Origin of the sequence: Novosphingobium silvae (assembly GCF_009856825.1) — a bacterium.
Lineage (GTDB): Bacteria > Pseudomonadota > Alphaproteobacteria > Sphingomonadales > Sphingomonadaceae > Novosphingobium > Novosphingobium silvae.
The window spans coordinates 94,027-120,740 of sequence record NZ_WVTD01000003.1; the positions used below are offsets into that span (position 1 = coordinate 94,027).

Here is a 26,714-nt window from a genome sequence, read left to right on the forward strand (position 1 = left end):
CGCCATACTGCGCGACGAGGCGCGCCTCCCACAGCAGCCTGGCGGGATCAAGGAACGGGAACGGCCTCGGTTCCACTGCCGGACAGTCCGCCTCCAGGTTGGCCTGTCCGGCGGGCGTTGGCGGCGGCGATCGCGTCGTCGAGCACGCTGCCGGCAGCATCAGGCACAGCGCAGTCAGCAGGCACCGGCCGGTCGCGGTAGATCGTGTTGATGGTGCTTTCCCGCAAAGTGGATTGTGCCTGGTCATCCTGCCTGTCCCTTTCGTAGCGGTCGCCCTGTTCCCGCATGTGCTGCGCACTGACGTTGGCCGCCTTCGTGGCGTCGGCCAGAGCTTCGAGTGCCTTGCTGTCGTGGCGCCAGTCGTTCGCGGTCCAGCCGCCCCAGGCACCGAGCGCCAGAGCCGCCCCGGCGCCCGCGAGGCACCAGCCGATCGGGATTGGGTTCACGGCGCCTTCTCCAGCGTCACGGAGTCCCCCTCGCGCAGGGCCTTGCTCTCCCCGGCCGTAGTGGGCGTGCTTTCAGCCGCCGCCTTCAGCGCGTCGAAGGCCTTGCCGGTGTTCTCCGTGGCCTTCTCGCTGCTCTTGTTCAGCACATAGTGGAACGAGACGACGGTGGCGACAAAGCCCGATAGCTGGCCGAGCATATAGACGATCAGCTGCTCGTTCTTCTCCGGGATGTTCTTGAACATCAGGCCGAACAGGACCGAGACGAAGGCGAACACCAGGCCGACGCCGATGTAGTCGCGCAGGGAGAGGGGTTCGCGCTTCACTGCATCGCCCTCGCGAGCTTCTGGTGATAGCCGCCGACAGCGTAGGCCGGTCCGTTGTAGCCCTGGGCGAAGGCCCGGCAGTCGTCGGGATCGCGGCTAAGGGCGCGCAGCTCGTCCGTCAGTCCGAACACCTCGATATAGCGGGCGAGCAGCTCATAGTGCGCCGCCTCGCTGGCGACGGTCGAGAACGCCAGGGCATAGGGGCTGGCGTAGCGCAGCTTGGACCAGTGCAGGCCCAGCACCTGGAACTTGCCCCATGAGCAGGATCCGAATGCCGCATCCGGGTTCTTCGCGCAGGCGAGGCCCAGCTTAGACCCGCCACACGCCGTTGCTGTACTCGGTACGCGGGCCCCCGGCGGGCTTGCGGATCTCGAAGCTGTCGGCATTGACGATGAAGTTGCCCTGGCTGCCATTGTTGTTGGCTTCCCATCCAGAGACATAGCCGTTGACATCGAGGCGCACGGCGGCGCGGGCGTAGAGCCCGTTGATGGATTCGAACGACTGGCGAACGCTGGCTTCTGCGGAGTATCCGGTCGCGACCGATCCACGCTCCAGCTTCGCCTGCCTGACGTGCATGCTTGTCGAAGTGCCGCTCGTCTTCTGCCAGATGATGCGACAGCGAACATACCGGGCGTTCGACGGAGCAGTGGCAGTCACCGCCATCGCGCGACGCTTCACGCCCGTCGGATCGAAGTTGTCTCCTGCGGTGCGCACCGGGCCAGCCACTTCGGAGATGAGGGTCGCGTTGTCGGCGCCCATCCAGAGGAGCTGAAGATAGTACCGGCCGGTCCCGCCTGAAATGAAGTGCCCTGCATCAGCGCTGAAGGTGTAAGGAACGCCGCCATCGACGCCGACGCTGGCGGTCTCAAGGTATGCGGATGCATTGTTGGCGATATTGCCATTGGAGACCGCGTACACGCCCCAGGTGTTGGTAGGGTTGCCCTGGATGCCCCAGGTGGAACCGCCTTGGCTCCACGAGGAAAGATCTCCTCGCTCGAAGCCTGCGTTGTAAAGGAGGTTCGGGTTGCCCGCCGTGGTCACGGCTGTCTCAGCCGAGGCCATACGCGTTTCAAGGCTCGACAGCGCGGTCTGCCCGCTCGTGATCGAGGCTCCCTGCGCGGACACCGTCGTCTTGAGCGCGCCGACGTCGCCGCTCAGTGATGAGATCGCCGTCGCCTGCTGGGACACGGTAGTGCCTTGCGCGGCGACGGTGGTCTTCAGGGTGCCGACGTCGCTGTTCAGCGTCGAGATTGCCTGGCCCTGCGTGGAGATGGTGGCGCCTTGCGTGACCGTGGCGGCCAGCGCGTCCTTGCCGTCGATCTCCGCGCGCGTCGCGGGCCGGATCAGGCACTTGTGCCAGACGAAGTTGGCCGCGTTCGTCGTCGTAGAGAACCCCGACCAGCCTGACATGGCGTGAAGCGTGACGCGCCCGTTTGGCGGCCCGAGGGGAAGCTGGATCAGCTTGGAGAACTTGCGGTTGCGAGCGCCTGCGCCCGCAAGAACCGTACCCCCAAGGTCCGGGTCCACCCCGAAGCTGAGACGCGGATCCTGCTGCGGCGTGGATTCGTCGGTGACGGCCACGCCTGCACCCAGCCAGTTGCCGCTGATCGAGGTGACATCTGCCTCCAGCACGTACCAGCCTGCGGCAATGCCGGACACGACCTGCGAGACGCCGTTGTTGCCGTTGGCGCTCCTCGCGATGCGCAGCGCCGCACGACCGCTGTACAGGTTGCCGGTGTCGGCGGCCCACTTACCGATGTACTGGTTGCCGTCATTCGACCAAAGGGCCCACGAGGGCGGGACGCTCTGCGTGGTCCATGCCGGATCGGAGAAGAAGGCGTTCTTGCTCAGGGCCTGCGTCGAGAACGACGACGCCAGCGTGGCCGAGCTCGCGGCAAGGGCGCGCGATCCATCGGCCTGCGTGGCATAGCTCTGGGCATTCGTGGCCGCGCCTTGCGCAGTACCGCTTGCCGCGACAGCGGTATCCTTGTGCTGGCGGGCGATCTCGGCCTGCGAGCCCGCGTCGGTGGCGCTGGACGCTGCGCTGGTAGCGCTGTTCGATGCCGCGCCGGCAAAGCCATTGGCCTCGTTCCTGGCCGTGGTCGCAAGCTGGGCCTGCTGGGTTGCGGTGGTGGCCGCGCCCTGCGCATCGTTGCGGGCGGTGACGGCGGTATCGCGCGCGCTCTCAGCTGCGCCCCGGGCGGTCACGGCATTGGCCCGCGCCGTCTCTGCAGCACCGGCAGACGTACCGGCTTCGGTGGCCTTGGTGCCTGCTGTCGTCGCGCTCTCGCTCGCCGCCGTGGCCTTTTCGCCAGCAGTGGTCGCCGAACCGGCGGCGAGGCCTGCCTGCGTCGCTGCAGACGCAGCATGCCCTTGCGCTGTCTGGGCGGCCGAAGAGGCGTCGCTGGCGGAGGTCTGGGCACCGCCACGGGCGGTCTCTGCAGCGGTCCGTGCCGCGCTCGCCGCCGTTGCCGACTGCCCGGCTTCTCCGGCTTTGGTGTTCGCGGTGTTGGCGCTGCCGGCGGCGGCCGTGGCCGAAGCGGAGGCGGCGGCCTCGGAAGTGACGTCGAAGACGGCAATCAGGGAGATCTGGACGACAGAAGCCACGGAGGCCTCCACTCGGATCACCGGACGAGTGTAGACGGTGCCCGCTGGCGGTGCGGCCGAACGATCGGTACTGAGGGTCTGCCATTCGCTGGTGGACGTCTGGATGACGCTTCCACTGCCGGCATCGCCACCTGCCTCGGTCTGGCTGGCAAGGTACAGGCGGATGTTCGCCGCGCCGCTGATCACGCGATGACGAACCTGGTAGCGAACCACGCGCCCGGCGCTGTATGGTATCCACCCCAGCGGCGCGATCGAACGATTGCCGCTGCCTTCGATCTGCGCCACCCGGCCCACGCCCGAAACCGTCGGGAACGTGTAGGCAGCGTTCGGCGCGGTCTCGAGGGATGGCCGAGTGGGCAATCCGTTGTTGACCGCCCAGTAACGCCCGCCCTCGCTGAAATCAGAAGGCAGGACCGGTCCGTTGGCGGCGGTCAGAAGCGCGTTGTGGGCGGCGCTCGTCGCGACGCCGGAACTCTGCGAGGCGCTCGTCGCTGCTCCCGACGCCGTGGTCGCGGAGCTGGCGGCATTGTCGGCGTGCGTCTTGGCGTTGCCCTGGGCAGTCTCTGCGGCCGTCCGCGCATTGTTGGCGACGGTGGCGCTGGCGCCGGCCTCGCCCGCCTTGGTGGTGGCGGTGCTGGCGCTGGTGGACGCGGCACTCGCGGCTGACTGAGCATCAACCCTGGCCTGCGTCGCCACGCCCGCCTGCTGGGTCGCAACGCTCTCGGAGCCCTTGGCATTCGTCTCGGAAGTCGCAGCGTTCGAGGCGGAGGTCTGCGCCAGCCCCCGGGCCGTTTCTGCAGCGGTCTTCGCATCGCTCGCCGCCGACGCGCTCGTCCCCGCATCGCTCGCCTGGCTGGCTGCCGTGGCGGCGCTGTCCGATGCCGCGCTAGCCGCGCCCTGCGCGTCGTTCCTGGCGGTCGTGGCGAGCCCGGCCGCCTGGGTGGCGCTCGTGGCGGAGCCCCGCGCATCCGTGGCCGAGGAAGACGCCTCCGTCGCGAAGGTCGAGGCGCGGCCCGCATCGGTGCTGGCGTTGGTCGCGCTGGTGCGTGCGGCGTTGGCGGCGGTGCCCGTGTCGGGGGCGAACAGGGGCAGCGCGCTCATCGGCCAGCCCCAACACTAAATGGCCCTCGCGTGTCAGTGCTATCCTTAGAGGTAGTGATCCCTTGGAAGGGACCTTCACCTTTACCCGCGCGGGGTTGCCTCGCCGTTGGAGTTTCGTTGACGTGTCGCTCGCCGTTTGTTGCAACGTCCGTTGAACGCCCGTTGAACGGACGTTGCGCTTCTGCTGCTTTCCGTTCTGCCGCAGATAGCCGCTTGCTCTCCGCTGAGGCGATGCCAGCTTTCCGGCGCTGCTCGCGATTTTTTCGGGCTTTCCCAATCTCTTCGGTCGTAGGACCATGCGTCAGCAGGCCGTCCTTGATGTCGAAAAGCGGCCAGAGTGTTTGCTTGATCCGCCGCCATTCCTTCGAGGTCGCCTTTGTAAGGCGGGCAAGATAGTCCTCGTCGGCTGGGATCGCCCCGCCTGACTTCCACAACTGCGCTATGATGAGGTGGTAAGCGCCGACCTCATGGCCCGACATTGCTGCGGTCATCGTGAAAAATTCCCCGATGTAAGTTGGATACCAGATGCTGACGTCGTTTGACGCGCCCACGGCTCAGAGCCCGGTCGCGAGGTAGGCGATCGTCTCCGCAGGGACATCGATGCCGAGGCGGTTAACGGCTGCGAGGACGGAGGGCCGGCGCCAGGGCGGAATCGCGCCGTTCTTCTTCCAGGCCCAAACAGTGCCGACCGGCGCGCGGATTTCACGAGCTATAGCGCTGACGCGCTTTCGCTCCGCAAACAGACTTTCGATTTCGGACATGGGGCGATGATGCGATTTTCATGACGTAACTTCAATACAAAATTTAGCTTTTCGAAATATCGGCAGGTTTCATCGGATGCTAAGGGGGCAACATGACCACGGAATCGAAACACGAAGTGCCATCGGTGAAGCTGATCGAGGCTTTGCGGGCGTCCGGAATCCCGCAGCGAGTGATCGCCAGCCGCCTTGCGATTTCGCCTTCGGCAGTGAGCTTGCTGCTCCGCGGGGACCGCGCCCTGAAGTTCGACGAGGCGGTCAAGATCCAGAATATGATTGGTCAGGTCGTCACCTCGGATCAGCCCGCTGGACGTGAATTGCCTGTAATTGGCTGGAGTGGGGCCGGTAAATGGCTGGAGGCGATCGAACTAGCGCGGCGGGCGATATGGGTGCCGAATGAAACTAGCGGTAAGTTCGGTCTTGATGTTGTCGGCGACAGCATGAACCTGGTTCTTCCGGAGGGCTCCGTGGCGATCGTAGACCCGGAGCAAACGGATCTGTACTCCGGTAAATTGTACCTGCTTCAAAACAGCGAGGGGGAGGCCACGATCAAGCGCTATCGTTCCGATCCAGCGAGGTTCGAGCCCGTTTCTGACAACGATGAATACGTGCCTTTTCGGGTAGGCTCGACGGACTTCAAAGTGATCGGGCGCGTGACCGGAGGCCTCCAGGCGTTTTGAAATTCGAAATTCCCGGTTGACAGTCTTTCGAAAATCATAATCCTAAAGGGCATCGGAGACGATCGCCCTCGGGCCGCTGACCCTCCGCTACGCAGGTAGGGAAACGCGCTCGGTCACCAGGTATAGGGACCAGCATCCGCCAACCTCCTGCGCAATCCCGCAGGAGGTTTTCATGTCTCGCACTGAGGCTTGCCATAATTTCGGCGCGCTCAAGCGCCTCTTCGACGCCCTCGTGCCGTCGTGCGACTGGCGCACCGCCAACGTCTTCCGGCTTGACGCCCACGATCCTGAATTCGCTGACGAAAGCGAAGGCAACGTTGGCCGTATCGAACTGCAATGGCTTGGACTGCATCTCGCGTTCGAGATCGGTCACACGCCGCCCAAGCGCTTGCCTGAGCAGATCGCGGCAACCCGCCGCTACCTCCGCATCCTGCGTGGGGAGGCTTGATCATGCCCGACACCAGCATGACCGCTGTCGAGCTGAACGAACTCAACGGCAAACTCGCGATCGAGGTCCAGAGCCTCTGCCGGCGAATGATGGAGATGGCGCGCGTGATCGAAGAGGCCGCGGATACGCTGCCGGTCGACACGGAGTTCAAGCGCATCATGGTCTGCGCGCAGGTCATCTCGGAGACGGCCGAGGTCGTCGATGACGAAATCGAACGTGTCGAAAGGTCGACTTTCACGATCGGCGAGGCGCTCAAGAAGGTGCAGGCGTCGTGACCTGGGCCATCATCAAAATGCCGCATCCGCTCGATGCGGTCTGGGACCGCGCGAACGAGGAACTCGGCGACGCGTGCGAGCTAACCGTTGGACGCGACGACGCCATCACCGCAGCTACCATGACGATCATGGCACTGCCCGCGCGAAATCTCGCGGACTCGATCCAGAAGCTCGACGTCGCCGGTATCGACCGCGAGAACCCTCGAGCGGACTGCGACCTGCAAGCGATCATGAACGAAGCTTGCGATCTGATCGACACCGCAGTGGCTCGCGGGCTCCGCCTGTACCCCAATCAGATCAAGGAGGCATGACCTTGCGCTTCCACATGAACTCCCAGTTCCATGCCGAGAAGGCGAAGCTCACGACGTGCGTGAAAGCCGCCGACCATGAGTGCAATATGCTCGAGCATCCTACTCACCCGGCGGACACGGAATCCCTCCAAGTCGCGCAGGACAACCTCGACGTGGCGATAGCCAAGTTCGTGGCTGTCCCGGCCTACAACGGATTCGAGATCCTGCTCCAGCTCGAGGCGATGCTCAGCCATACGGACGAGTGGATGGCTAATGGCGGCGCGTTCGAGCGCAGCCTGACGGCAGCCGCACGACCCCAGCCAAGCCCGACCATGGAACGGGCCTTCGCCGTCTTTCGGAAGGCCTGGCTGGATCAGGCCGATTACGAAGGTTCCGATAACACCGAAGAACGGCGGCTCTGCAATAGCGTCTGCCATGCAGCGACAGTCGTCTTTGAGGTTCCGTGCGCAACGGCCGGCGACTTCCTCGTCAAGGCCTACATCAACGTCCTCTGGCATGCTGGCCCTACCGCTGGCAGTCACCTGAGGCACGGCGACAGCGGCAACTTCTTCGACGTCGACCTGCCGGAAATCGAAACTGATAGCGTCATCGGCGACACCTACTATCGTTCGGTCTACAACGATCTTGATCACTGCGATCTGGGCGCGTGCTTGCTGGCCACCGGCCACATCGATTTCGACCCGCAAGGCTGGGTGGAACGCGCATCAGCAATCGGCATGCCGCTGGCGGTCATCATCAAAGGTGACGGCTCCAAATCGCTCAGCTTCGGCTTCATTGACGCCGATGACGATCGGCTGCGCCGTGAGGAGCGTCGCCTCCAGCAGATCCTGACGTTCGATCATGGTCGGCGCTGCCGAACCCTCACTGCCTATATCGCTGAGCACCGCCCAGACCTCGTTCTCGCGGCTGCAGCGGAAGCCACGCAGGCCGCAGCATGACCTTCCAGCCCTTCAGCATTCCCGCCGTCCCCCCGGGCGGGAGTGTCAGCAGCGGCGGGGTTCCCCACCCCCCGGCCCCGCCGTTGCTGGCCGAATCCTGGCTGCTCGCATGGCAGCGCATCGGCGGCGCCGTCACCATCGGCACAGATCGGTCGCTGCAGCCTTGGTTTCATCCCGAGATCGGCTGTGAGGATGAGCAGTGCGCGACCGTGCTCTTGGCCGAACTGCTCGATACGCCCGGCCTGCCAGCCGCAGTGCGGATCATCATCGCAGCATCGCTCCACCCTAAGCGCAGGAGGGTTGCATGAACCCCCTCCACGCGATGGCGATGGTCGACATGTTCTCACGGCGGATCGCGGCGCGACCTTACCCGGCTCCCGAGAACCGCACCTTGACCCTTCGGTCGCCTCAGTGCTCATACGGCTGCGAACGCTGCTTCATGGAGTGCGCCATCGCTCCGGCTCGCCTTGCATGGTGGGAGGAGCAGCTGGCCCACTCGTGCGGGTCCCCGTCGATCGGGAGGGCGTGATGGGTCAGGTGATCCCGTTCCCGCTGCACCGTGTCCGCGAGCCCCAGCTGCCGAGCGACAACCGCGAGACGCTACGCCTCAAGATCATGCTCGACTGGTGGGTCCGCGAGCGCGCCATGCTCAGCAAGGTGCCCAAGACGAAGCGGGACCAGCGCTGGGCCGAGAACTTCGCCGAGGCTGTCGAGAAGGTCGATCGCATCGCTGCGAAGATGCAGGCCGCCCAATTTGCACGAAGGAAACCGGCATGACCGAGCCCCATGTGAATAGGCCGCTCTGGATCAACCGCGGGCAAAACCCGATCCCGGACTGGCTGGCGTCGCACGTCGCCGATGAGCGAGAGGCCAACGGAGCCTTCACGATCCGGTCCTTGGTAGGCAAAGCAGAGGTGATGGCTCGAGTCCACGTAGGGCATGCCGTCGTCGTTCACCGCAGCGTGGCCTATGCTCGTCCCCTCGCCGAAAAGGACGAACTGCTTTTCGAACTCGAGGAGATGGATCGCGCGGCTCCCGCGCCGGCCGGCCCCGGCAAGAACGTCGACAAGTTCTGCGCGGCGAAGACCCCGGCCGCACGAGGCCGCGCCGCCGGTAAAGCTAAGCAGCAAGAACGCAAGCGGACCTACCCCGAGCCGCTGGGCGACCCGCCGACGATCGAGTGGATCAAGGTCGACCGGCTGAGCATCGATGCCGTCTACCAGCGCTCGACCGACAACGAGGCCTCGCGCCGACTGATCGCGTCGATCGCGGCGAACTTCGACTGGCGCCTCTGCGCGCCACTCGTCGTCTCGCGCCGACCGGATGGAACGCTCTCCGTAATTGACGGCCAGCACCGGACCGTAGCGGCCAAGCAGCGCGGCGACATTCCGCACATGCCGTGCTGCGTGTTCAACTACCAGAGCCCCGAGGAAGAGGCGCGGATGTTTATCAGCGCCAACCGGGCGCGCAAGCCGATGAACCGGCTGGACGACTTCCACGCCGCGCTTGCCGCTGCCGACGAAGACGCGCTCGAGATCAACCGGCTGGTCACCGAGGCGGGTCTGACGATCACCCGGAACACCGCATCCTCCGCTTGGAAGCCGGGCGAGATCGCCTTCACGGCATCAATAGCCAGCACTTTGCGTAAGCATGGTGAGCAGATCGTCTCGGCAGCGCTTACGAACATCGCGGAGGCTTTCCCCGACCAGAAGGTCGTCCACTCCGGTTCGATCTTCCTCGGCCTCGTCAAAGTGCTGACGTCACCACCCGAGGGCTTTGATCCCGACCGCATGTTTCAGGCGCTGCTCCGCTACTCCGCTGAGGAATGGGGCAGCTTCGTCACCGGCCTGAAAGGCGGCGACACGCGCGCGACCGCAATCCGCGACGCGCTGCTGATGGCCTACGAGGAAGTGCCGGCGCCGGCGGAGGACGCGACATGAGCCAGCAAAGTCGCACCATCTCACTCAGCTTCGGAACGCTGCTGATCGTGGGGCTCCTGGGCTCTGTTCAATTCGAGATCATGGAACGCCTCGATCGCCTGGCTGACACCGCGGACATGCAGATGTGCCTCGAAGCGGTGCGCGTGGGCATTGACCCACAAAGCCTTCCTCAGCCCTGCAGAACCCTCCGAGCGCCAACCCCTGGCGGGGAAAGCACATGAGCGAAGACGCAATTATCACCATCACGCTGGTCGCCCAGGGTCGGATGGATGATCCCAACGCCCATTTGACGACGCTGTTCACCGGCGCGGCCAGGACGTGGCACGATATTCGGACCGTCGGCGATACAAAAGTGACGCTGCAATGAGCAATGACGTGCGCGAAGCCCTTAGCAATGGCTTACTCGCGCTTACGGCCACCATCAAAATGGTATTCTATCGGACTCCTCATCGACCGGCGCATGTTCTTTCAGTCGAGACCAAGACATTTTCAGCCAGTCATTTGACCAAGCCAAGCCGTACAACTCAGGCACCATGGTCTCCCATTGCCTGATTTGATTTTTGACTTCTCTCTCTTCAAGTCGAACGTGATCGCCATGCGTGTAGAACCGCCTCATCAACTTCGTCGCATTGACCGACAACATCGCTGCGGGCTTGAAGTCGTCACGTGAAACGGCTTCGACGAAATAACCCCGTTCATAAACTAAAACAGCATTCGAGAGTTCGCTTGCATCATTCAATAGATCTGGAGCGACGATGCAATAAATATCGTCCTGATCGCCTGAACAGCTCCACGTTCCTACCACAAGCTGAATAGCGGCTGAGATACGATCCCATCCATTTTCGACGATGTCAGTCGCCAGCTTTGCTGGAATGCCTACGGCGAGGAGTTCGAAAGCGAAAATGAGTTTGAGGACGTGCTCTATTTCATATTCGAAACGAGCGCCTCGTCCGACGTTGACACCGGTAGGAAAATTTAAGCGTTGCAGCTGTTTGATGCGGGCACGGAAAGTACCCTGGCGATCAGGATCAATCCGAAAATAGGTCGTGAGCAGCACCTCTAGCCGACTGAATGTCACGCTCAAGTTTGACACGAATCCTCCTGAATACAGACACACCTCTATCCCTTGACACGGAAACCGTGCAAGGACATTAAGAGATACGGATACACCTGTAACCAGCGGAGGTAACGAAATGCTTAATGCGGATTTGATTGCGGGGGCCAGCGCAGCCGCCAGCTACGCGGGCCTCACGCCCCGCGCGATCTATCACCTTGTGGAGCGGGGTCACCTACCTGTTATCCGCAAGGGGAAGCGCCTCTACTTCCGCAAGAGTGAACTCGAAGCCGCGTTTCGCTCGGAAAATTGCTCATAATCGAAAGGCGGTCGAGGACGCGGGTTCCAGCCGCTTCCCCGACCTTGTTCAGCAAGGACTGCTACATGAACAAGATTGATATAACGGCACCCGGCGTCGTTGTCGCCCCGGAACTTTTGGCCGAGATCAGGGAAGGTGCGTGGGACGGGACGGTGACCGTCGAACGCATCTATGGCTTGGCGTTTGCGATTACTGCTGCGCTGGATGTTGTGGCAAACGAGGCCATGTCGCGCCAGGGCAAGGTGGAGGCCGGCCCGATCACCAACATGCGCGAGTGGGCGGTGATCTCGTCCTTAATGGATCTGCTGAAAGAGCAGGCCGATGCTTGCGGCGCCTCCTTCGAGAAGGCCGAACTGGCGACAGCGCGGGCGACGCGCGATCACAGATCCGGCGTGACGGGCAGGCGTTCTGCCATGGGAGAAGCGGCATGATCATTGGGCACACTCCCGTAGGCACCACGCAACGCATGACCTCGGCTGAGATCGCCCTTCTGGTCGAATCACGCCACGACAAGGTTAAGCAGTCCATCGAGCGACTGGCTGCGCGGGGCGTAATCGTCCAACCCCCAATGGGGGATGAACCCGAAACCGACGCCTTGGGCCGCACGCGCATCACCAAGGTCTACGTTTTTACCGGTGAACAGGGCAAGCGCGACAGCATCATCGTGGTCGCACAGCTTTGCCCTGAATTCACTGCCCGACTGGTCGACCGCTGGGCCGAGTTGGAGGCTCGATCCGCCCAGCCGGTCGCGCTCTCCCGAATGCAGCTGCTGACGATGGCAATGGCCGCAGAGACCGAACTCCAGGGCGCCCTGGCCGAACTGGAGGATAGCCGAGAAACTATCGGCTATCTGGAGTGCAAGGTCGAAGAAAGCGCATCCAAGGTCGAGGCCCTGGGCCTCATCGCCGAGGCCAACGGCAGTTTTTGCCTGACGGATGCGGCCAAGCTCCTCCAGATGCGCCGGATTGATCTCGAGGCTGAACTGAATGCCCGCGAATGGATATACCGCCGCGCCGGCACCGGCCGCTGGCGTGGCCATGCTCTCAGAGAACGGCAAGGGCTGGTCACCCATAAGGTGGAGCGCGGCCCGAAGGCTGACGGAACCGAATGGGTCAGTGAACAGGTCCGCATCACGCCAAAAGGGATCGCAAAGCTCGCGGAGATCTTCGGCAAGACCTTGGGGGCGGGTTCGTGAGCAATGCGCCTCGCGGCAACAGTCTGCTTCGCCTCGCGGAGGTGAAGGCAAGGACTGGTCTTTCTCGCACGACGATTTATCGCCGCATCAACACCAACACCTTCCCCAAGCCGGTGCGAATCAGCGCCGGGCTCGTCGCCTGGTACGAGTCTGAGATTGACCGCTGGGTGGGTGCGCCGATGGACTGGTCCGAACTGTCCTCAAATGAGGCGGGGGTATAAAGCGGGGTATCGTCCATATGGCCCGCACAAAGCGCCGTTTATTTTTCAGCGTCTTATCGGCGTAGTTCGATGGGCGGCGTCTCCGCCATGTGGCCCTCTTCGGAGGGCCACGGCGCAAGCGAGCCTCCCAATCCCCTATAATTATGATTTAGCCGGTATTCACGATGGCTCCGGCTGTGAGGCGGCTATCGAGCGCGGCGCCTTATGAGCGGGATCAGCGATCCCACCGTGCTGGATCGAGCGGGATTTCGATCGGCGGCTCCACCGGAAGCCATCCGGCCTGCAGAACCTCGTTGCTCTCCTTGGCTTCCCGGCCTTCTGCGAGCGACCATGTGATGTGGTAGTGGCTGCCGTCTCCTCGCGATGTGCTTCCGTCGATCTCGATAACGAGAGCTTCCACGCCTTTCTCGTCGTCGGTGTACCCGACGATACGCCCGCAAGTCTGCGTCGGCAGAGGCGTGGTCTCGTCGGTGCCGAATTTGAGAGTGACGTGGTCGGCCACTAACCTGGGATAGCGCGGCGCGTAATGCTGCAGCAGCACGCTCCGGTGCGGTTCCGGCAGTTTCCAGCCCGTGATCTTGGTAGCCACGGTAGACCTCTCCTCTCTTCCATTTCCCTGCGGCCGCCATGCGTGGCGCACCAGGCGGGGTCAGTCGCATGGTCGCGAGCGATGCACAGGAACACGGCCGCGTCCAGCCCGTTGAGACGGGCAAGGAGAGTACGATGGCCGACAAGCAAGACGAAAACCCACAAGCCGCCAAGCCTGATGTGGAAAGCACGGTCGAGGAATCGATCGGCGGCGTGCAAGGCGAACAGCCCGACCCTGCGCAGACGTCCGGCGCACCCGAGGAAACGGGTGCCTCGCCCGAGGAGACACCTCCGGATTCCGGCGAGATCGAGTGGGCCAGACAGGTGGTGAAGCGCCCACCGGCTCCCGAGAACTGAACCAGCCCGATCGGAAGAAGATAGCATGAAACTTGATTTCGCGGCAGAGCGCCTGCCTTTGAACGACCCTGCGCCCCTGCGGCCCGGTGTATCGGGCGAGACCCATCGATTGACCGATGTGGTGCTTTGTGCGCCTTCGAACCTGGCGACGGTCCCCTGCTGCTCGGTGACGCGCGAGAGCATTCGCAACGGGTTCTCGGTCTCGATGGCACAGGCGATGGCGCAACATTCGGCGCTGACACGCACCCTCTCCCAGCGCGGCGTCCGCTGCCACATCGTACCGGCGCACCCCGATCTTGCCGATCAGTGCTTTACTCGCGATGTGGCCGTCACGACTCCTTGGGGATTGGTCGGCCTGAACCCCGCCCTTTCCCACCGGCGTAGCGAAGTGGACCAGATGTTCGCGGCGCTCGCACGTCATGGCGTACAACCTTACGACCGCGTCGTTTCGGGGACGATCGAGGGGGGCGACGTATGCGTCGCAAGACCCGGCCTGCTGATCCTGGGCATGTCGGGCGAACGCACCACGGCGGAAGGTGCATCCGCGTTTGCGGCTCCGTTCGAGAAGGATGGCTGGCAGGTCCTGCGCTATGCCTTCGACCCGCACTTCCTGCATCTGGACACCATGTTCTGCATGCTCGATCAGGACCGTGCACTCGCCTGCGTGGACGTGCTGGACGACTGGTTCATCGAGGCCATAACAGCGCAGGGGATTGAACTGATCCCCGTCAGCTACAAGGCCTCGCGGCGGCTTGGCTGCAACATCCTTTCACTCGATGGCAAGACCATCCTGATGAGCTCGGTTTCGGCGGATGAGGGCTCGTCGGACGGGCGCTCTGTCGCCGACGATGTCCGCAAGGCAGGCTTCGATGTCGTCGAACTCGACATTTCGCAGTTCGCGGCTTGCGGCGGCGGCATCCACTGCCTGACGATGCCCCTGCGCCGCGAGCCCTGCTGACGCTCAGGGGCGATCCGTCGCGAAGGTCGCGTCGAAGAACTGGAGCATAGCGCTCCACGAAGCGTCGTCGGCTTCGCGATCGTAACCCATGCGCGGATCGCCAAGGCCGCCGACAGCGTTATTGGTGAAGCTGTGCAGTGCTCTGCCGTAGATGCTCATCTGCCAGTCCGCGCCGGCCTGCATCATTTCCGCCTGGAAGCTGGCGACATGTTCGGGCGGAACCAGCGGATCGAGCGCTCCGGTGTACACGGCGACCCGCGCTCGCAAGGTATCTGCATCGGCGGGCCGCGCGGTGGTAAGCAGACCATGGAAGCTTGCGACCGCCCTCACTGTCGCTCCGCTGCGGGCAAGTTCGAGAACCGCGAAGCCGCCGAAGCAGTACCCGAGCGCGACGATCCGATCGGAAGCGACGCCGGGGATCGCGGCAAGGGCGTCGAACCCTGCCCTCACCCGGCGCCGCAACTGTTCCGGGTCACTGCGGAAGCGCTTGAGCGCCTCCTGCATCGCATCGCCTTCCAACACTTGCCCGCCGCCGTGCATGTCGGCCGCGAGAACGACATAGCCAAGCTCCGCGAGCATGCGGCTGTGGCGACGGACATTCCCGCCGATCCCGTCGGCCTCGTGCACGACCAGCACCGCGCGGCCGTTCGCCGGGCCGACGGGGCGGTAGAGTTCCCCGCGCAGGCGAAGCGAACCGTCGGCGTACTCGTAAGGCTCGCCCGCAGCGGGGGTGGCTGTGTTCACCATGGTTCGGCTCCTTGAGATGGGGACATTGCCCTGCCCGCTTAATTGATGCTCTGCACGTAATGCTTTGAGCATGTTCCGGTTTCTGCCCGCGAGCAAAAGCGCTCATGCCCAAAGCACGACAAACCGATCCGACAGCGCGCGCCTCTATCAGGCAGCACCTGTCGAGATCGCATCGCCCGCAACGCAAGCGAGGCGGCGTCAGAACACCCCACAGCGACTGGTCGGCAGAAGCGCAGGGTTCGTCGCAGATTAAGCTTGCGAGAGTTGATCGACAGCAGGCTTCGGAAACCTTTCGCCTGGGCATGGCGATATCTCCGGTAGCAAGTGTTCACGATAATAATCAGGAGTGGATGATGAAAAAACTCGGATATGCAGTCGCCCTGTCGCTTTGTGCGATGCCTTTTGGCGCGCTGGCCCAGTCGGCGCCGGCTACGGGTACGGGTGCCGGAACCGGTAGCGGCACCGGCACCACCACTGGCACGACGACCGGCAGCCCGACGACAGGCACCGGCACCTCTACGTCGACTACAACCACGCACGACCGCCACCGGGGCACTTCAGATCGGACCCGGTCGGATCGTCGTCAGGCTCCTCCCTCCTCGACATCGGGCACCGACAGCATGGGCACGGGAGGCACTGGCACCGGTACTCCGGGCACTGGTGGGACAGGACCGGGAACTGGAACTGGAACTGGAACTGGAACTGGAACTGGAACGGGTACTGGTACTGGTACTGGTACTGGCACCGGGACTGACATGGGAACGGGAACGGGAACCGGAACCGGCACGTCGTCGGGTGGCTCGACACCTGGCAGCGCAATTCCCTGAGCGTTCAGCAGAGCAAGCGATCTCAACTGAAAGCCGGCAAAAGGGGAGCCTCGCTCCCCTTTTCTGGTTGAAGACCCTGCGCGTTTTCTCGGGCGAATACGCCCCCTAGGCATTTACGAAGTCCCTCGATATGGTTGCAACCTCTGCCGACAAGCGCCCGAGCGCTTTACCAGAATGGAAGAGCTTGGATGGTGCCCACCCTTTCGAGGCAGCAAGAGACGGTTGACCAAAACCAGGCGCTCCAAGCCTTGCTGGTCTGGCTGAAGACCCAGGATTACCGGTTCATCACGCCGACGCCCGCCACCCATGGGCGCGTGATTGCACGCAACGAGCGCCCGCTCGCGCGCTCCCTGCGGGATGTCTTCGGATGGAACCTGCCGTTCGAGCCCATCCTGCTGCCCCCGCCTCTGCTGGATAGCCTCGCGCGCGAGGAAGTCATCACGCAAAGCGGCGATCTTCTTCGTAGTGCGGTACGCGTCTCCTCGCTTGGTGAAGACCTCTATCTGCACTCGTCATACCCCACGACAGATGCGGATGCGGTATTCTTCGGCCCCGACAGCTATCGTTTCGCCGATCTGATCGAGACCGAACTCGCGGGGCACGCCTCATGCCCTTCGATGCACGTCGTGGACATCGGCACCGGATCGGGTGTGGGCATTGTCGTCGCCGCGCGGCGGTGCAATCCGGTCAGGCTGACCGTCACCGACATCAATCCGCGTGCGCTCGCGCTTGCCGGCATCAATCTTGGCGCCGCCGGATACCGTGCCACCTCCATCCTTTCGCCCAACCTCGACGATGTGACGGATCCCATCGACCTGGCGCTCGCCAACCCGCCGTTCATCATCGACGAAAGCGAAAGGCAGTACCGGAACGGGGGCGGCGCCAATGGCAGCGACATTTCGGTCACGATGGCAAAGCTGGCGCTGGACAGGCTGGCGCCCAAGGGCAGGCTCATACTCTACACCGGCAGCGCCATCGTGGAGGGAGAGGACGATCTGCGCGGGAAACTCGAGAACCTCGCAGATGAGGCCGGCTGCTCGCTGCGATACCGCGAGATCGATCCCGATATCTTCGGCGAGGAGCTTGAACGCCCCGCATACTGCCATGTCGAGAGGATCGCGGCAGTGGCCGCCGTGTTCGAGCGCTAGGTTCCGCAGGCTCGTCCCCAGCGACAGCTTAGCGTCGAGCCGAGGTGGAAGGCTCGGCGAGCCGCGGCGGCTTTGGTAGTCGAGTTCGCGAGAGGCCCGGGCCAGCATCTCCGGCAAGGACAGCCTCGTACAACGCGATGTAGTCTTCCGCCATGCGCCGGACACTGAAGCGCCGCTCCACGCTGCGGCGCACCTGCGCGCGGTCCAGCGCACCCACTTTTGCCACAGCTTCCACCGCCTCTTCGGGCGTATCGACGATGAAGCCGTTCACCCCGTCCTCGATGATCTCGGGCATGGAGCCGCGTCTCGTCGCGATGACCGGCGTTCCGCACGCCATCGCTTCCACGACCGAGAGTCCGAAGGGCTCGTCGAAGTTCACGAGATGAAGCAGCGCCCTCGCCCGGCCAAGCGCGTTCAGGCGGTCCTGCCCTCCGGCCGGGCCCCAGAACCGGGCAATCTCCCCGTCAAGCCGCGGCTCGACCTCGCTTGCGAAGTAAGCTTCGTCCTGCACGATGCCGTGAAGGTTGATCCGGCGGCCTGAGCCCCGCGCCACATCGAGCGCCTCGCGCGCGCCCTTGTCCGGGTGGATGCGCCCGAAGAAGAGGAGGTCTTCTCCTCCGTCCGGCTCGAATGGGAAAGCCTCCAGATCGATCCCGTGGTGGATCGTCGCCGCATAGCGCAGGCGCGGATGGCGGTCCGCATCGCTGATGGCGACGTAGTGGATGCGCTCGTCGTAAGGTTCGTACATCGGCAGGATCCGATCAGACGAGAACCCGTGGATGGTGGTGACCATCGGCGTATCAACCAGGCGACTGAAAGCGTGAGCCGGAAAATCGGCCTGATTATGGATGATGTCGAACTCGTGCGCGCGTTCGAACAGGTGCGCCAGGTGCCGATGTTCCCAGACCTTCGCGTCGACTGTGGGATCGTCGCAGTACGGCGCAGGAACGACGCCAGCGAGCCGCCCGGCAGTGACGCTATCGAGCGTCGCGAAGAGCGTCACATCCACGCCGCGCGCCACCAGCTCCTCTGTCCGAAGGCTGGTGACCAGTTCCCAGGGACCATAGTGCCGGGGCGGTGTGCGCCAGGCGATCGGCGCGAGCATTGCGATCCGCACCTCAGGATACCTTCGCAAGACGCAGGATCAGCCCTTCATCGGGCAGCAGCGTGCCGTCGAAGGGGCGAGGCGAAAGCGTGGAGGCGATCACCCCATCGATGCTCCCGCAATCCCTCAGTTCGCAATGGCGCAGACCCGAGCTCAGGTTCAGGAACACGGCCAGCCTCTCTCCCTCGTGTTCACGCACATAGCACAGTACGTCGCGCCCACCTTCGAGCAGTGTTAAGGACCCGGCTGACAGGGCGGGATGCACACGCCTGAGCGCCAACATGGAACGGTAGAAGCGCAGCATCGAATCCGGATCGGCTTCCTGCGTGGCGACATTGCGCTCGCGCCAATCGTCGTTCAGCGGCAGCCAGGGCTCGACAGTGCTGAACCCGGCATAAGCGGAGTTGTCCCAAGGCATGGGCGTGCGCGAGCGGTCCCGTCCGATGTTGAGACTGGGCTGGCGGAAATGCTGCGGATCACGCATCCGCTCGACGGGAATGGTGACGTTGCCGATGCCCAGTTCGTCCCCCTGGTAGAGCGTCGGCGTTCCGCGCAAGGTGAGGAGCAACATCGCAGCCACTCTTGCCTGCGCTTCTCCGATCCGCGCGGCGATCCGAGGCGCATCGTGACTGCCGATGACCCAGTTCGGCCAGCCGAACTCTGGAAGCGAAGCCTCGTACGTCTCGATCACGGCGCGAAGATGCGCGGCATCCCACGGACTCTCGATGAGCTGGAAGTTGAAAGGCAGGTGGACCTGTGGACGCTCGGGCGTGCCGTACCAGCGGGCGTGACGCTCCGGCGGCAGGAATATCTCGCCGACCAGCACCCTGTCGCCATAGCTGTCGGCAAGTTCCCGCATTTCTGCCGAGATCGCGTGCGCTTCAGGCTGATCGGTGGAGTATACCTGCAGCAGTCGATCCCTCTCGGTAATCTCGGGCGACCAGTCGGGGTTGAGCGGATTGTCCGGCAAGGCTTCATGCTTCACGATATGCCACAGCACGTCGATCCGAAATCCGTCCACACCCCGGTCGAGCCAGAAGCGCAGCACATCGCTCATGGCCGCGCGTACCTGCGGGTTCCGCCAGTTGAGGTCAGGCTGTTCCTTGAGAAAGGCGTGGAGGTAGTACTGCCCGCTCGCCTCGTCCCATTCCCACGAGGAACCACCGAAGTCGCTGATCCAGTTGTTGGGAACGCCGCCCCCCGGCGCCGGGTCGCGCCAGATGTACCAGTCGCGCTTGGGGTTGTCGCGCGAAGAACGGCTTTCGACGAACCAGGGATGCTCGTCGGAAGTATGGTTGGGAACGAAGTCCAGCAGCAGCTTGAGACCCCGGGCGTGGACTGCCGCAATCAGGCTATCGAACGCGGCAAGATCGCCGAAGGCCGGCTCGATGCCGCAGTAGTCCGCCACGTCGTAGCCGAAGTCCGCCATCGGCGACGGGAATATGGGTGAGAGCCAGATTGCATCGACGCCAAGGGCTGCGACATGGTCCAGCCTTGCCTCGATCCCGGCAAGGTCGCCCACCCCGTCCCCGTTCGTGTCCTGAAACGAGCGGGGATAGATCTGGTAGATCACCCCTGTTTCCCACCAGGCTGTCCCGACCTTCTTCCTCATGAAGGCGATAAAGCACACGGCCGATCCGGGTTCCGCCCAACTCATCGGGTGACTGCTTCGGCGCAGTCCGCATGTCACCGCCAGTGATCCCGCTGCGAGCCATGCCGATCCGCATTCATCCTATCATAGATCAAGTCGGAGAGGACCGGAGTTTTGCTGCAGCGTTTCCAAGGCCCATGGCTGCGGGGTTGAGATGACCGATACCAACGAAGACGAAACCGTCCACTACGAGGGCACCGAAGGCGGTTGGGGCTCCCTGCGGGGCATCGCCGAAGTCGGCTTGCGCGAACGCCCCAGCCCGGGCGCGCTCGACACGTTGAGACGGCAGAACAAGGTCAAGGGTTTCATGTGCGTGTCCTGCGCATGGACGAAACCGGCCGATACCCATGCCGTGGAGTTTTGTGAAAACGGCGCCAAGGCAACCTTCTGGGAGCTGACGACCAAGCGTTGCACGCCGGAGTTCTTTGCCAGGCACACGATCACAGAACTGCGAACCTGGAAGGACTACGACCTTGAACAGCAGGGCCGCCTTACCCATCCCATGCGGTACGATGCCGCCAGCGACCGCTATGTCCCATGCTCGTGGGACGAGGCCTTCGCCGCAATCGGCTCGGAGCTGAAGGCCATTGATCCGGGCAGCGCCGTCTTCTACGCGTCGGGACGCGCAAGCCTCGAGACAAGTTACCTCTACGCGCTGTTCGCCCGGCTCTATGGCCACAACAACCTGCCCGACAGCTCGAACATGTGCCACGAGACGACATCCGTGGCGCTGAAGAAGCTCATTGGCTCGCCTGTCGGCACATGCGTTCTGTCCGACTTCCACACCTGCGATGCGATCTTCTTCTTCGGGCAGAACACCGGCTCGAACAGCCCCCGGCTGCTGCACCCGCTGCAGGAGGCGGTGAAGCGAGGGGCGAAGATCGTCACTTTCAACCCCATCCGGGAAAAGGGCCTGGAGGTCTTCAAGAACCCGCAGAGCCCGGTGGAAATGCTGACCCCCAAGAGCACGCAGATCTCCACGCTCTACCTGCAGGTCAAGGCCGGCGGCGACATCGCGGCGATCACGGGCATGATCAAGCACGTCCTTGCCGCCGAAGACGCGAAGTGGCGCTCCGAGAAGCTGCACGTGCTGGATGTCGATTTCATCGCCCAGCACACCAGCGGCTTCGAGGAGATGAAAGCCGCGGTCGAGGCCGTTGGCTGGGACGAGATCGAGCGGGAAAGCGGTCTTTCGCGGGCCGACATCGAGGAGGCGGCGCAGATCTACGTCGATGCCCCCAAGTCCATCGCGATGTACGGGATGGGCCTGACCCAGCACGTCCACGGCTTCGACAATCTCGCCGCACTCACCAACCTGTGGCTGCTCAAGGGAAATGTCGGACGTGAAGGCACCGGCATCTCCCCCGTGCGCGGACACTCCAACGTGCAGGGCCAGCGTACGGTGGGTATCTCCGAGAAGCCGGAGCTCGTGCCGCTGGACCGTCTGGCACAGCAGTTCGGCTTCGAGCCTCCCCGCGAGGAGGGCATGAACACGGTCGCGGCATGCCACAAGATCATCGCGGGCGAGGTGAAGGCCTTCATCGGGCTCGGCGGCAACTTCATCCGCGCCATCCCCGAGCGCGAGAAGATGGAGGAAGCCTGGACCCGGATGCGCCTGACGGTGCAGGTCGCCACCAAGCTGAACCGCAGCCACCTCGTCAACGGACAGGTGGCCTACCTCCTGCCCTGTCTGGGTCGATCGGAAGAGGATGTCCAGGGCACCGGCCGACAGTCGGTGACGATGGAAGATTCGCTTTCCTGCATCCACGGATCCCTTGGCCGCAACACGCCGGCATCGCGGCACCTCAAGTCGGAAGTTGCGATCGTCGCAGGGATGGCCAAGGCGACGCTGCCGCCGAACCCGAAGGTGAAGTGGGACGAGTGGACGGCCGATTACGCAAAGGTTCGCGACTGTATCGAGGAAACCTATCCGGAGCAGTTCCGGGACTTCAACGCGCGGGTATTCACCCCGGGTGGCTTCTATCGCGGCAACTCCGCACGCGAGCGGGTCTGGAAGACCGAAAGCGGCAAGGCCGCGTTCACTGCGCCCGAAAGGCTGCGCTCGATCGGCTTCGACGATGCGCAAGGCCGCTACCGCCTCGTGACCTTGCGGTCGAACGACCAGTTCAACACGACGATCTACGGGTATTCGGACCGGCTGCGCGGCATCGAGGGCACCCGCGACGTGCTCTTGATGAACCCCGAGGATATTGCCGCGGCCCAGCTGTCCAACGGGCAGGTCGTAAGCCTCGTCACGGATGCAGGGGACGGCGTGCATCGGCAGGTGGATGGGCTGGTCGTCACGCCGTTCCTGCTCCCGCGCGGGTGCATCGGCGCGTACTATCCGGAGATGAACCCGCTGATGCCGGTCTGGTACCACGACCAGCAGTCGAAGACCCCGGCGGCGAAGGGGATCCCGGTGCGGATCCTCGTCTGAATGAAGCCGGGGGGCATTCTCGTTCTGCTGGCCGCATGTCTCGCGGCCTGCAGCAACGAGGCGCGAACGATCGGACCTGCGATGCCGCAGACGCTTCCTTCGGGCGATGCCGATCCGCGCATCGGGGCGTATCAGGAAAACGCATACCAGGTGTCCCAAGGCCGCCGGTACTTCGCATGGTATGGCTGCTCTCAGTGCCATGCCGAAGGCGGTCCAGCCGATCGCGACCTGACGGATGGCAAGTGGCGGCATGGGGGCGGCTTTGCGCAAGTCTATGCCTCTGTTGCGAGCGGGCATCCCGAACAGGACTTCGTGAGGCGGATCGCCATCGAACAATTGTGGCAGATCACCGCATATGTGCGCGACCTGCCCACTCACACGGCTGAAAAGCGCTACCGCCTTCTGGTCGACCAGAAGGGCGAGGCGCAGGGCTCCAGTTGGAACGGTCCGCAATGAACCGCGCGTCTCCGCTCCTTGCGATCGGCTTGCTGGCCGCCTGCTCGGGCAGGCAGAGCCCTCTCGCTCCGGCGGGAGACCAAGCCGAAACGCTGCACCAGCTGTTTCTCCTTGCGCTGGCCGTTTGCGGTATCGTCTATCTTGTCGTCGTCGCGGCTCTCGTGTGGAGCCTTATGCGGCGCGGCAGAGATGAAGACCGGGACGGCGCGATGCGAGGGCTGAACCGCGGCCTGTGGGCGACCGGTATCGGCATCGTCCTTGGTGTGACCATCCTGATCGTGGGCAGCTTCCTTGCGGATAGGGCGCTGTTCGCCACTCGGGGAGAAGATGCGCTGGAGGTCCGGATCACCGGACACCAGTGGTGGTGGCGGATCGAATATCGCGTTGGCGGCACGGCGCGCTGGATCGAAACGGCGAACGAGCTGCACCTGCCCCGGGGCCGCACCACACGCGTGCTTCTGGGGTCGGCGGACGTGATCCACAGCTTCTGGGTGCCCAATGTCGCCGGCAAGATCGACATGATCCCCGGGCGACGCAACGTTCTCGACCTGACGCCCCGCCAGTCGGGCTGGTTCAGGGGCCAGTGCGGCGAATACTGCGGAATGCAGCATGCCCACATGGCTTTCGACGTGAAGGTCGAGGAGCCCGCGCAGTTCGAAGCCTGGCTCGCACGGCAGTCGCGCATGGCCCGACCGGTGGGCGACAGCCGAGGCATGCACGGTCAAGCGGTGTTCGCGCGCACCTGCAGTGCCTGCCACGCCGTGCGCGGAACGACCGCGTCGGGCCGAGCGGGGCCGGACCTCACCCATGTCGGCGCCCGCCGGTCGATAGCGGCCGGAACGATCACGATGTCGCGCGGCGCCCTGCAAGGGTGGATCGCACAGCCGCAGGCGCTGAAGCCCGGCACCTCGATGCCCGCCATCCCCCTTGCCCCGGCCGACGCGGATGCGGTCGCCCACTACCTTGCAGGCCTGCGATGACCCCCGATCCCGCCCGCATGGACGCACTGGACGCAACCTGGAAGGACAAGCCAGGCCTTTGGGGCTTCCTCACCACGGTCGACCACAAGCGCATCGCGGCGCGCTATATCGTCACCGCACTGCTCCTCATGTTCCTGGCCGGAGTGCTTGCCCTCGACATGCGCTGGCAACTCTCAGTGGCCGAAAACACGCGCATGGGCCCGCAGCTCTACAACGAAAGCTTTTCCCTCCACGGATCGACGATGCTGTTCCTTGTGTCGGTCCCGGTGATGGAAGCCATGGCCCTGTGGCTGGTGCCGCTGATGCTGGGCACGCGCAACATGGCGTTCCCGCGCCTCTCCGCGTTCAGCTACTGGCTCTATCTGGGCGGCGTGCTGACCTTGTGGATCGCGCATGCGCTGGACATCACTCCGGACCTCGGCTGGTTCGAGTATCCGCCGCTGTCCGGCCCCTCCTACTCCCCGGGACACCGCGCCGACATCTGGGCACAGATGATTACCTTTACCGAAGTGGCCGCCCTTGCCGCCTCGGTGAACGTCGCCGCCACGATCCTCAAGATGCGGCCGCCGGGCATGACGCTGGCGCGGATGCCGGTGTTCCTATGGGCCATGCTGATCGCCTCGCTGATGACGATCCTGTCCATGCCGGCGATCATGCTGGTGACCTCGATGCTGATCTCGGATCGCCTTGTCTCGACGCACTTCTTCGCTCCGGCTGCAGGCGGCGACGTGCTCCTGTTCCAGCATCTGTTCTGGTTCTTCGGGCACCCGGAAGTCTACATCATCTTCATCCCGGCGACGGGCTTCGTCTCTTCCATCGTCGAGACTTTCTCGCGTCGCCCGCTGTTCGGGCACAACGTACTGGTCTTGGCGATCCTCGCCATCGCTGCGCTGGCCTTTGGCCTATGGGTCCATCACATGTTCGCCGTCGGCCTGCCGCGTCTCGGCAACGATTTCTACACCGGCGCAAGCATGGCGATCGCGCTGCCCGCCGGGCTTCAGATATTTTGCTGGATCGCATCGATCTGGAGCGGACGCGTCGTGCTGCACACGCCGATGCTGTGGATCATCGGCTTCCTCGCGACTTTCGTCATCGGCGGCCTCTCGGGCGTGATGACCGCCTCCGCCTCGCTCGATCTGCAACTGACCGACACTTACTTCGTCGTCGCGCACTTCCACTATGTGCTGGTTGGCGGCGCGATGTTCCCGCTCTTCGGAGCCTTCTGCTACTGGTACCCCAAGGCGACGGGACGACTGATGTCGGAACGGTGGGGACGGGTTGCCTTCGCTCTCATCGTGGGCGGGTTCAACCTGGGCTTCTTCCCCATGCATGTGCTGGGGCTGATGGGCATGCCTCGCCGCGTCTACACCTACCCGGCGGAGATGGGGTGGGAGTGGCTCAATCAGGTCGCCACGGCAGGCAGCGTGATAGCGGTGCTCGGAGGGCTCGTGTTCGTCGGCAATGCCCTTGCAAGCTACTGGCGCGGCGCGCCGTCCGGACCTGATCCCTGGGGAGGCTCCACGCTGGAGTGGGCCTGCCCATCCCCGCCGCCTGCATGGAACTTCGCCTATACGCCGCGCGTCTCCAGCCTTACGCCGATGTGGGAGGACGCATCGCGGATCGCCGTCTTCGACGGCATCGCGGTGGACCGACGCGAAGTGCTGGTGACGAGCGTCACGGATGCGGTACCCGTCTATCGCCAGAAGAGCGCCTCTCCCTCGATCTGGCCTCTGGTCGCGGCTGCAGCGGTTTCGGCGATGTTCATCGCCAGCATCTTTACGCCCTGGGCCATCGCGGCAGGCCTCCTGCCGATCGGCGCCGCTCTCACCGGCTGGTTCTGGCCCACCCGTGCGCGGGCGACAAGCGGTCCGCTGAGGGCGCGCTCATGACCTCGACACTGGGCAAGCCGCCGCGCGAGATCGAAATCGTCGGCAACCTGTCGAACCTGCCCGCCAGTGCCCGCGGTCCCCGCAACCTAGTCTGGTGGGGCAACATCGGCTTCATGTTGATCGAGGGAACCGGCTTCGCGCTGGCGGCAGCGGCCTACCTTTATCTCATGACCCAGAGCTCCGAATGGCCTGCGGGCGGCGCGCAGCCGCCGGGTCTTTTCTGGAGCGGCCTGTTCACCGCCGGGATGCTGCTGAGCCAGTTACCCAACCTGTGGGTACTGCGCTGTGCCCGCAACAAGAACGTCGCAGGGACGCGCATCGGCACTCTTGCGATGTCCGTGATCCCGCTCCTGCTGATGGCCGCGCGGGCTATGGAATTCCGGCATCTGGGCGTCGCGTGGTACGATAGCGCGTATGGCTCAGCCGTCTGGCTGCTTCTGGTGCTCCACACCACGCACCTGATCACCGAATGGGGCGAGACGGTGGTCATCGGCACCTGGCTCCTTACGCATGAGGTGGGCGACGATCAGTTCGCCGATGTAGAGGACAACTCCAACTACTGGACCTTCGTGGTCCTGTGCTGGCTTCCTGTCTATGCCCTCGTCTACTGGGCTCCGAGAGCCGCATGAGCATCCGGGCACGAGCATGGACCGCGCTGGCGCTACCGCCGCTGATCTGGTTCCTGTTCGAACAGGGGCTTTCGGCGCTGCTCCATGCCGATTGCTCCCTCTGGCCCGTGGGCCTCGCATGGGGAGCGGCCAGCATCGCAGGATGCGTGGTTGCCATGTATCTCGCCTGGCCACTGCGAGGGACGACGGACACAAAGCTCGCTCACCCCTGGCTTGCCCGCCTGGCGCTTGCGCTTTGCGGTATCTTCGCGCTCGCCATCGCCTTTCAGACCCTTGCCGTCGCCATCGTGCCCGCATGCCTTGCATGACGTGCCTTGCCCGGGCTC

At 64.0% G+C, this 26,714-nt stretch carries 35 protein-coding genes; 23 read left to right on the forward strand and 12 right to left on the reverse strand.

Annotated elements, in window-relative coordinates; translation table 11 throughout:
* Positions 1-47: 47 nt before the first annotated feature.
* The 6 genes from GR702_RS05460 to GR702_RS05480 are packed head-to-tail and all read right to left on the reverse strand — an operon-like array spanning position 48 to position 5,238.
* Positions 48-446: a hypothetical protein gene (locus GR702_RS05460; RefSeq protein WP_160984960.1), complete on the reverse strand. Its 399-nt coding sequence runs from the start codon at positions 444-446 to the stop codon at positions 48-50.
* Positions 443-769, reverse strand: a complete 327-nt coding sequence (locus GR702_RS05465; protein WP_160984961.1) for a hypothetical protein — start codon at positions 767-769, stop codon at positions 443-445. The genes GR702_RS05460 and GR702_RS05465 overlap by 4 nt, the downstream gene beginning before the upstream one ends.
* The gene (locus tag GR702_RS22270) at positions 766-1,182 is read right to left on the reverse strand and encodes an N-acetylmuramidase domain-containing protein (protein ID WP_337192532.1); all 417 of its coding nucleotides are present in this window, start codon (positions 1,180-1,182) and stop codon (positions 766-768) included. Before GR702_RS22270 ends, GR702_RS05465 begins: the two co-directional genes overlap by 4 nt.
* Positions 1,079-4,477, reverse strand: coding sequence for a hypothetical protein (locus GR702_RS22275; protein WP_237449576.1), 3,399 nt, complete (start codon positions 4,475-4,477; stop codon positions 1,079-1,081). The genes GR702_RS22270 and GR702_RS22275 overlap by 104 nt, the downstream gene beginning before the upstream one ends.
* A complete protein-coding gene (locus GR702_RS05475; protein WP_337192533.1) occupies positions 4,474-5,028 on the reverse strand; it encodes a YdaU family protein in 555 nt (184 codons plus the stop codon). The genes GR702_RS22275 and GR702_RS05475 overlap by 4 nt, the downstream gene beginning before the upstream one ends.
* Before the next feature lie 3 nt (positions 5,029-5,031).
* The gene (locus tag GR702_RS05480; RefSeq protein WP_160984964.1) at positions 5,032-5,238 is read right to left on the reverse strand and encodes a hypothetical protein; all 207 of its coding nucleotides are present in this window, start codon (positions 5,236-5,238) and stop codon (positions 5,032-5,034) included.
* 92 nt (positions 5,239-5,330) lie between these two features.
* Between GR702_RS05480 and GR702_RS05485 the strand changes: the two genes are divergently transcribed.
* The 10 genes from GR702_RS05485 to GR702_RS05530 all read left to right on the forward strand — a co-directional run bounded on the left by GR702_RS05485 (position 5,331) and on the right by GR702_RS05530 (position 10,194).
* The gene (locus GR702_RS05485; RefSeq protein WP_160984965.1) at positions 5,331-5,915 is read left to right on the forward strand and encodes a LexA family protein; all 585 of its coding nucleotides are present in this window, start codon (positions 5,331-5,333) and stop codon (positions 5,913-5,915) included.
* A gap of 172 nt (positions 5,916-6,087) precedes the next feature.
* The gene (locus GR702_RS05490; RefSeq protein WP_160984966.1) at positions 6,088-6,363 is read left to right on the forward strand and encodes a hypothetical protein; all 276 of its coding nucleotides are present in this window, start codon (positions 6,088-6,090) and stop codon (positions 6,361-6,363) included.
* 2 nt (positions 6,364-6,365) lie between these two features.
* Entirely contained in the window at positions 6,366-6,638 is a 273-nt protein-coding gene (locus tag GR702_RS05495; RefSeq protein WP_160984967.1) for a hypothetical protein, read from the forward strand.
* Positions 6,635-6,949, forward strand: a complete 315-nt coding sequence (locus GR702_RS05500) for a hypothetical protein (RefSeq protein ID WP_160984968.1) — start codon at positions 6,635-6,637, stop codon at positions 6,947-6,949. The genes GR702_RS05495 and GR702_RS05500 overlap by 4 nt, the downstream gene beginning before the upstream one ends.
* On the forward strand, positions 6,946-7,887 hold the full coding sequence (locus GR702_RS05505) for a hypothetical protein (RefSeq protein WP_160984969.1): 942 nt from the start codon (positions 6,946-6,948) through the stop codon (positions 7,885-7,887). The genes GR702_RS05500 and GR702_RS05505 overlap by 4 nt, the downstream gene beginning before the upstream one ends.
* Positions 7,884-8,195 (forward strand): hypothetical protein, encoded by a 312-nt coding sequence (locus tag GR702_RS05510; RefSeq protein ID WP_160984970.1) that lies wholly within the window; start codon positions 7,884-7,886, stop codon positions 8,193-8,195. Before GR702_RS05505 ends, GR702_RS05510 begins: the two co-directional genes overlap by 4 nt.
* A complete protein-coding gene (locus GR702_RS05515) occupies positions 8,192-8,416 on the forward strand; it encodes a hypothetical protein (protein ID WP_160984971.1) in 225 nt (74 codons plus the stop codon). Before GR702_RS05510 ends, GR702_RS05515 begins: the two co-directional genes overlap by 4 nt.
* A complete protein-coding gene (locus tag GR702_RS05520) occupies positions 8,416-8,664 on the forward strand; it encodes a hypothetical protein (RefSeq protein WP_160984972.1) in 249 nt (82 codons plus the stop codon). The genes GR702_RS05515 and GR702_RS05520 overlap by 1 nt, the downstream gene beginning before the upstream one ends.
* On the forward strand, positions 8,661-9,827 hold the full coding sequence (locus tag GR702_RS05525; RefSeq protein WP_160984973.1) for a DUF6551 family protein: 1,167 nt from the start codon (positions 8,661-8,663) through the stop codon (positions 9,825-9,827). The genes GR702_RS05520 and GR702_RS05525 overlap by 4 nt, the downstream gene beginning before the upstream one ends.
* 217 nt (positions 9,828-10,044) lie before the next feature.
* Positions 10,045-10,194 (forward strand): hypothetical protein, encoded by a 150-nt coding sequence (locus tag GR702_RS05530; protein WP_160984974.1) that lies wholly within the window; start codon positions 10,045-10,047, stop codon positions 10,192-10,194.
* A 54-nt stretch (positions 10,195-10,248) separates the two neighbouring features.
* On the opposite strand, the gene GR702_RS05535 is transcribed toward GR702_RS05530, so the two are convergent.
* Positions 10,249-10,911, reverse strand: a complete 663-nt coding sequence (locus GR702_RS05535) for a hypothetical protein (RefSeq protein WP_160984975.1) — start codon at positions 10,909-10,911, stop codon at positions 10,249-10,251.
* 109 nt (positions 10,912-11,020) lie between these two features.
* Here GR702_RS05535 and GR702_RS05540 point away from each other — a divergent pair, with 109 nt between their 5' ends.
* Genes GR702_RS05540 through GR702_RS05555 form a run of 4 tightly spaced genes read left to right on the forward strand, consistent with a single transcriptional unit; the run spans position 11,021 to position 12,616 of the window.
* Complete coding sequence (locus GR702_RS05540) at positions 11,021-11,200, forward strand: helix-turn-helix domain-containing protein (RefSeq protein ID WP_160984976.1); 180 nt, start codon at positions 11,021-11,023, stop codon at positions 11,198-11,200.
* A 44-nt stretch (positions 11,201-11,244) separates the two neighbouring features.
* Positions 11,245-11,631: a hypothetical protein gene (locus GR702_RS05545; RefSeq protein WP_160984977.1), complete on the forward strand. Its 387-nt coding sequence runs from the start codon at positions 11,245-11,247 to the stop codon at positions 11,629-11,631.
* Positions 11,628-12,395 (forward strand): phage antirepressor KilAC domain-containing protein, encoded by a 768-nt coding sequence (locus GR702_RS05550; protein ID WP_160984978.1) that lies wholly within the window; start codon positions 11,628-11,630, stop codon positions 12,393-12,395. The genes GR702_RS05545 and GR702_RS05550 overlap by 4 nt, the downstream gene beginning before the upstream one ends.
* Entirely contained in the window at positions 12,392-12,616 is a 225-nt protein-coding gene (locus tag GR702_RS05555; RefSeq protein WP_160984979.1) for an AlpA family phage regulatory protein, read from the forward strand. The genes GR702_RS05550 and GR702_RS05555 overlap by 4 nt, the downstream gene beginning before the upstream one ends.
* 214 nt (positions 12,617-12,830) lie before the next feature.
* On the opposite strand, the gene GR702_RS05560 is transcribed toward GR702_RS05555, so the two are convergent.
* A complete protein-coding gene (locus tag GR702_RS05560) occupies positions 12,831-13,205 on the reverse strand; it encodes a hypothetical protein (protein ID WP_160984980.1) in 375 nt (124 codons plus the stop codon).
* A 134-nt stretch (positions 13,206-13,339) separates the two neighbouring features.
* Here GR702_RS05560 and GR702_RS05565 point away from each other — a divergent pair, with 134 nt between their 5' ends.
* Positions 13,340-13,561, forward strand: a complete 222-nt coding sequence (locus GR702_RS05565; RefSeq protein ID WP_160984981.1) for a hypothetical protein — start codon at positions 13,340-13,342, stop codon at positions 13,559-13,561.
* A 25-nt stretch (positions 13,562-13,586) separates the two neighbouring features.
* Positions 13,587-14,519, forward strand: coding sequence for a dimethylarginine dimethylaminohydrolase family protein (locus tag GR702_RS05570; protein WP_160984982.1), 933 nt, complete (start codon positions 13,587-13,589; stop codon positions 14,517-14,519).
* A gap of 3 nt (positions 14,520-14,522) precedes the next feature.
* On the opposite strand, the gene GR702_RS05575 is transcribed toward GR702_RS05570, so the two are convergent.
* Both GR702_RS05575 and GR702_RS05580 read right to left on the reverse strand, forming a co-directional pair.
* Complete coding sequence (locus GR702_RS05575; protein WP_160984983.1) at positions 14,523-15,266, reverse strand: dienelactone hydrolase family protein; 744 nt, start codon at positions 15,264-15,266, stop codon at positions 14,523-14,525.
* A 340-nt stretch (positions 15,267-15,606) separates the two neighbouring features.
* Positions 15,607-15,801, reverse strand: coding sequence for a hypothetical protein (locus GR702_RS05580; protein WP_160984984.1), 195 nt, complete (start codon positions 15,799-15,801; stop codon positions 15,607-15,609).
* A 480-nt stretch (positions 15,802-16,281) separates the two neighbouring features.
* On the opposite strand from GR702_RS05580, the gene GR702_RS05585 reads away from it, so the two are divergent.
* Positions 16,282-17,241, forward strand: a complete 960-nt coding sequence (locus GR702_RS05585; RefSeq protein ID WP_160984985.1) for a methyltransferase — start codon at positions 16,282-16,284, stop codon at positions 17,239-17,241.
* Between the two features lie 28 nt (positions 17,242-17,269).
* Here the strand turns inward: GR702_RS05585 and GR702_RS05590 are convergent, their stop codons facing one another.
* Positions 17,270-18,358, reverse strand: a complete 1,089-nt coding sequence (locus tag GR702_RS05590) for a glycosyltransferase (protein ID WP_160984986.1) — start codon at positions 18,356-18,358, stop codon at positions 17,270-17,272.
* A 1-nt stretch (position 18,359) separates the two neighbouring features.
* A complete protein-coding gene (locus GR702_RS05595; RefSeq protein ID WP_160985167.1) occupies positions 18,360-19,958 on the reverse strand; it encodes an alpha-amylase family glycosyl hydrolase in 1,599 nt (532 codons plus the stop codon).
* Positions 19,959-20,151: 193 nt separating this feature from the next.
* On the opposite strand from GR702_RS05595, the gene GR702_RS05600 reads away from it, so the two are divergent.
* The 6 genes from GR702_RS05600 (at position 20,152) to GR702_RS05625 (ending at position 26,696) form a co-directional block, all read left to right on the forward strand.
* Complete coding sequence (locus GR702_RS05600) at positions 20,152-22,434, forward strand: FdhF/YdeP family oxidoreductase (RefSeq protein WP_160984987.1); 2,283 nt, start codon at positions 20,152-20,154, stop codon at positions 22,432-22,434.
* Between the two features lie 81 nt (positions 22,435-22,515).
* Positions 22,516-22,890 (forward strand): cytochrome c, encoded by a 375-nt coding sequence (locus GR702_RS05605; RefSeq protein WP_160984988.1) that lies wholly within the window; start codon positions 22,516-22,518, stop codon positions 22,888-22,890.
* Positions 22,887-23,870, forward strand: a complete 984-nt coding sequence (coxB, locus tag GR702_RS05610; protein ID WP_160984989.1) for a cytochrome c oxidase subunit II — start codon at positions 22,887-22,889, stop codon at positions 23,868-23,870. The genes GR702_RS05605 and coxB overlap by 4 nt, the downstream gene beginning before the upstream one ends.
* Positions 23,867-25,759: a cbb3-type cytochrome c oxidase subunit I gene (locus GR702_RS05615; protein ID WP_160984990.1), complete on the forward strand. Its 1,893-nt coding sequence runs from the start codon at positions 23,867-23,869 to the stop codon at positions 25,757-25,759. The genes coxB and GR702_RS05615 overlap by 4 nt, the downstream gene beginning before the upstream one ends.
* Entirely contained in the window at positions 25,756-26,388 is a 633-nt protein-coding gene (locus GR702_RS05620) for a cytochrome c oxidase subunit 3 (protein ID WP_160984991.1), read from the forward strand. Before GR702_RS05615 ends, GR702_RS05620 begins: the two co-directional genes overlap by 4 nt.
* On the forward strand, positions 26,385-26,696 hold the full coding sequence (locus GR702_RS05625) for a hypothetical protein (protein ID WP_160984992.1): 312 nt from the start codon (positions 26,385-26,387) through the stop codon (positions 26,694-26,696). The genes GR702_RS05620 and GR702_RS05625 overlap by 4 nt, the downstream gene beginning before the upstream one ends.
* Positions 26,697-26,714 lie beyond the last annotated feature (18 nt).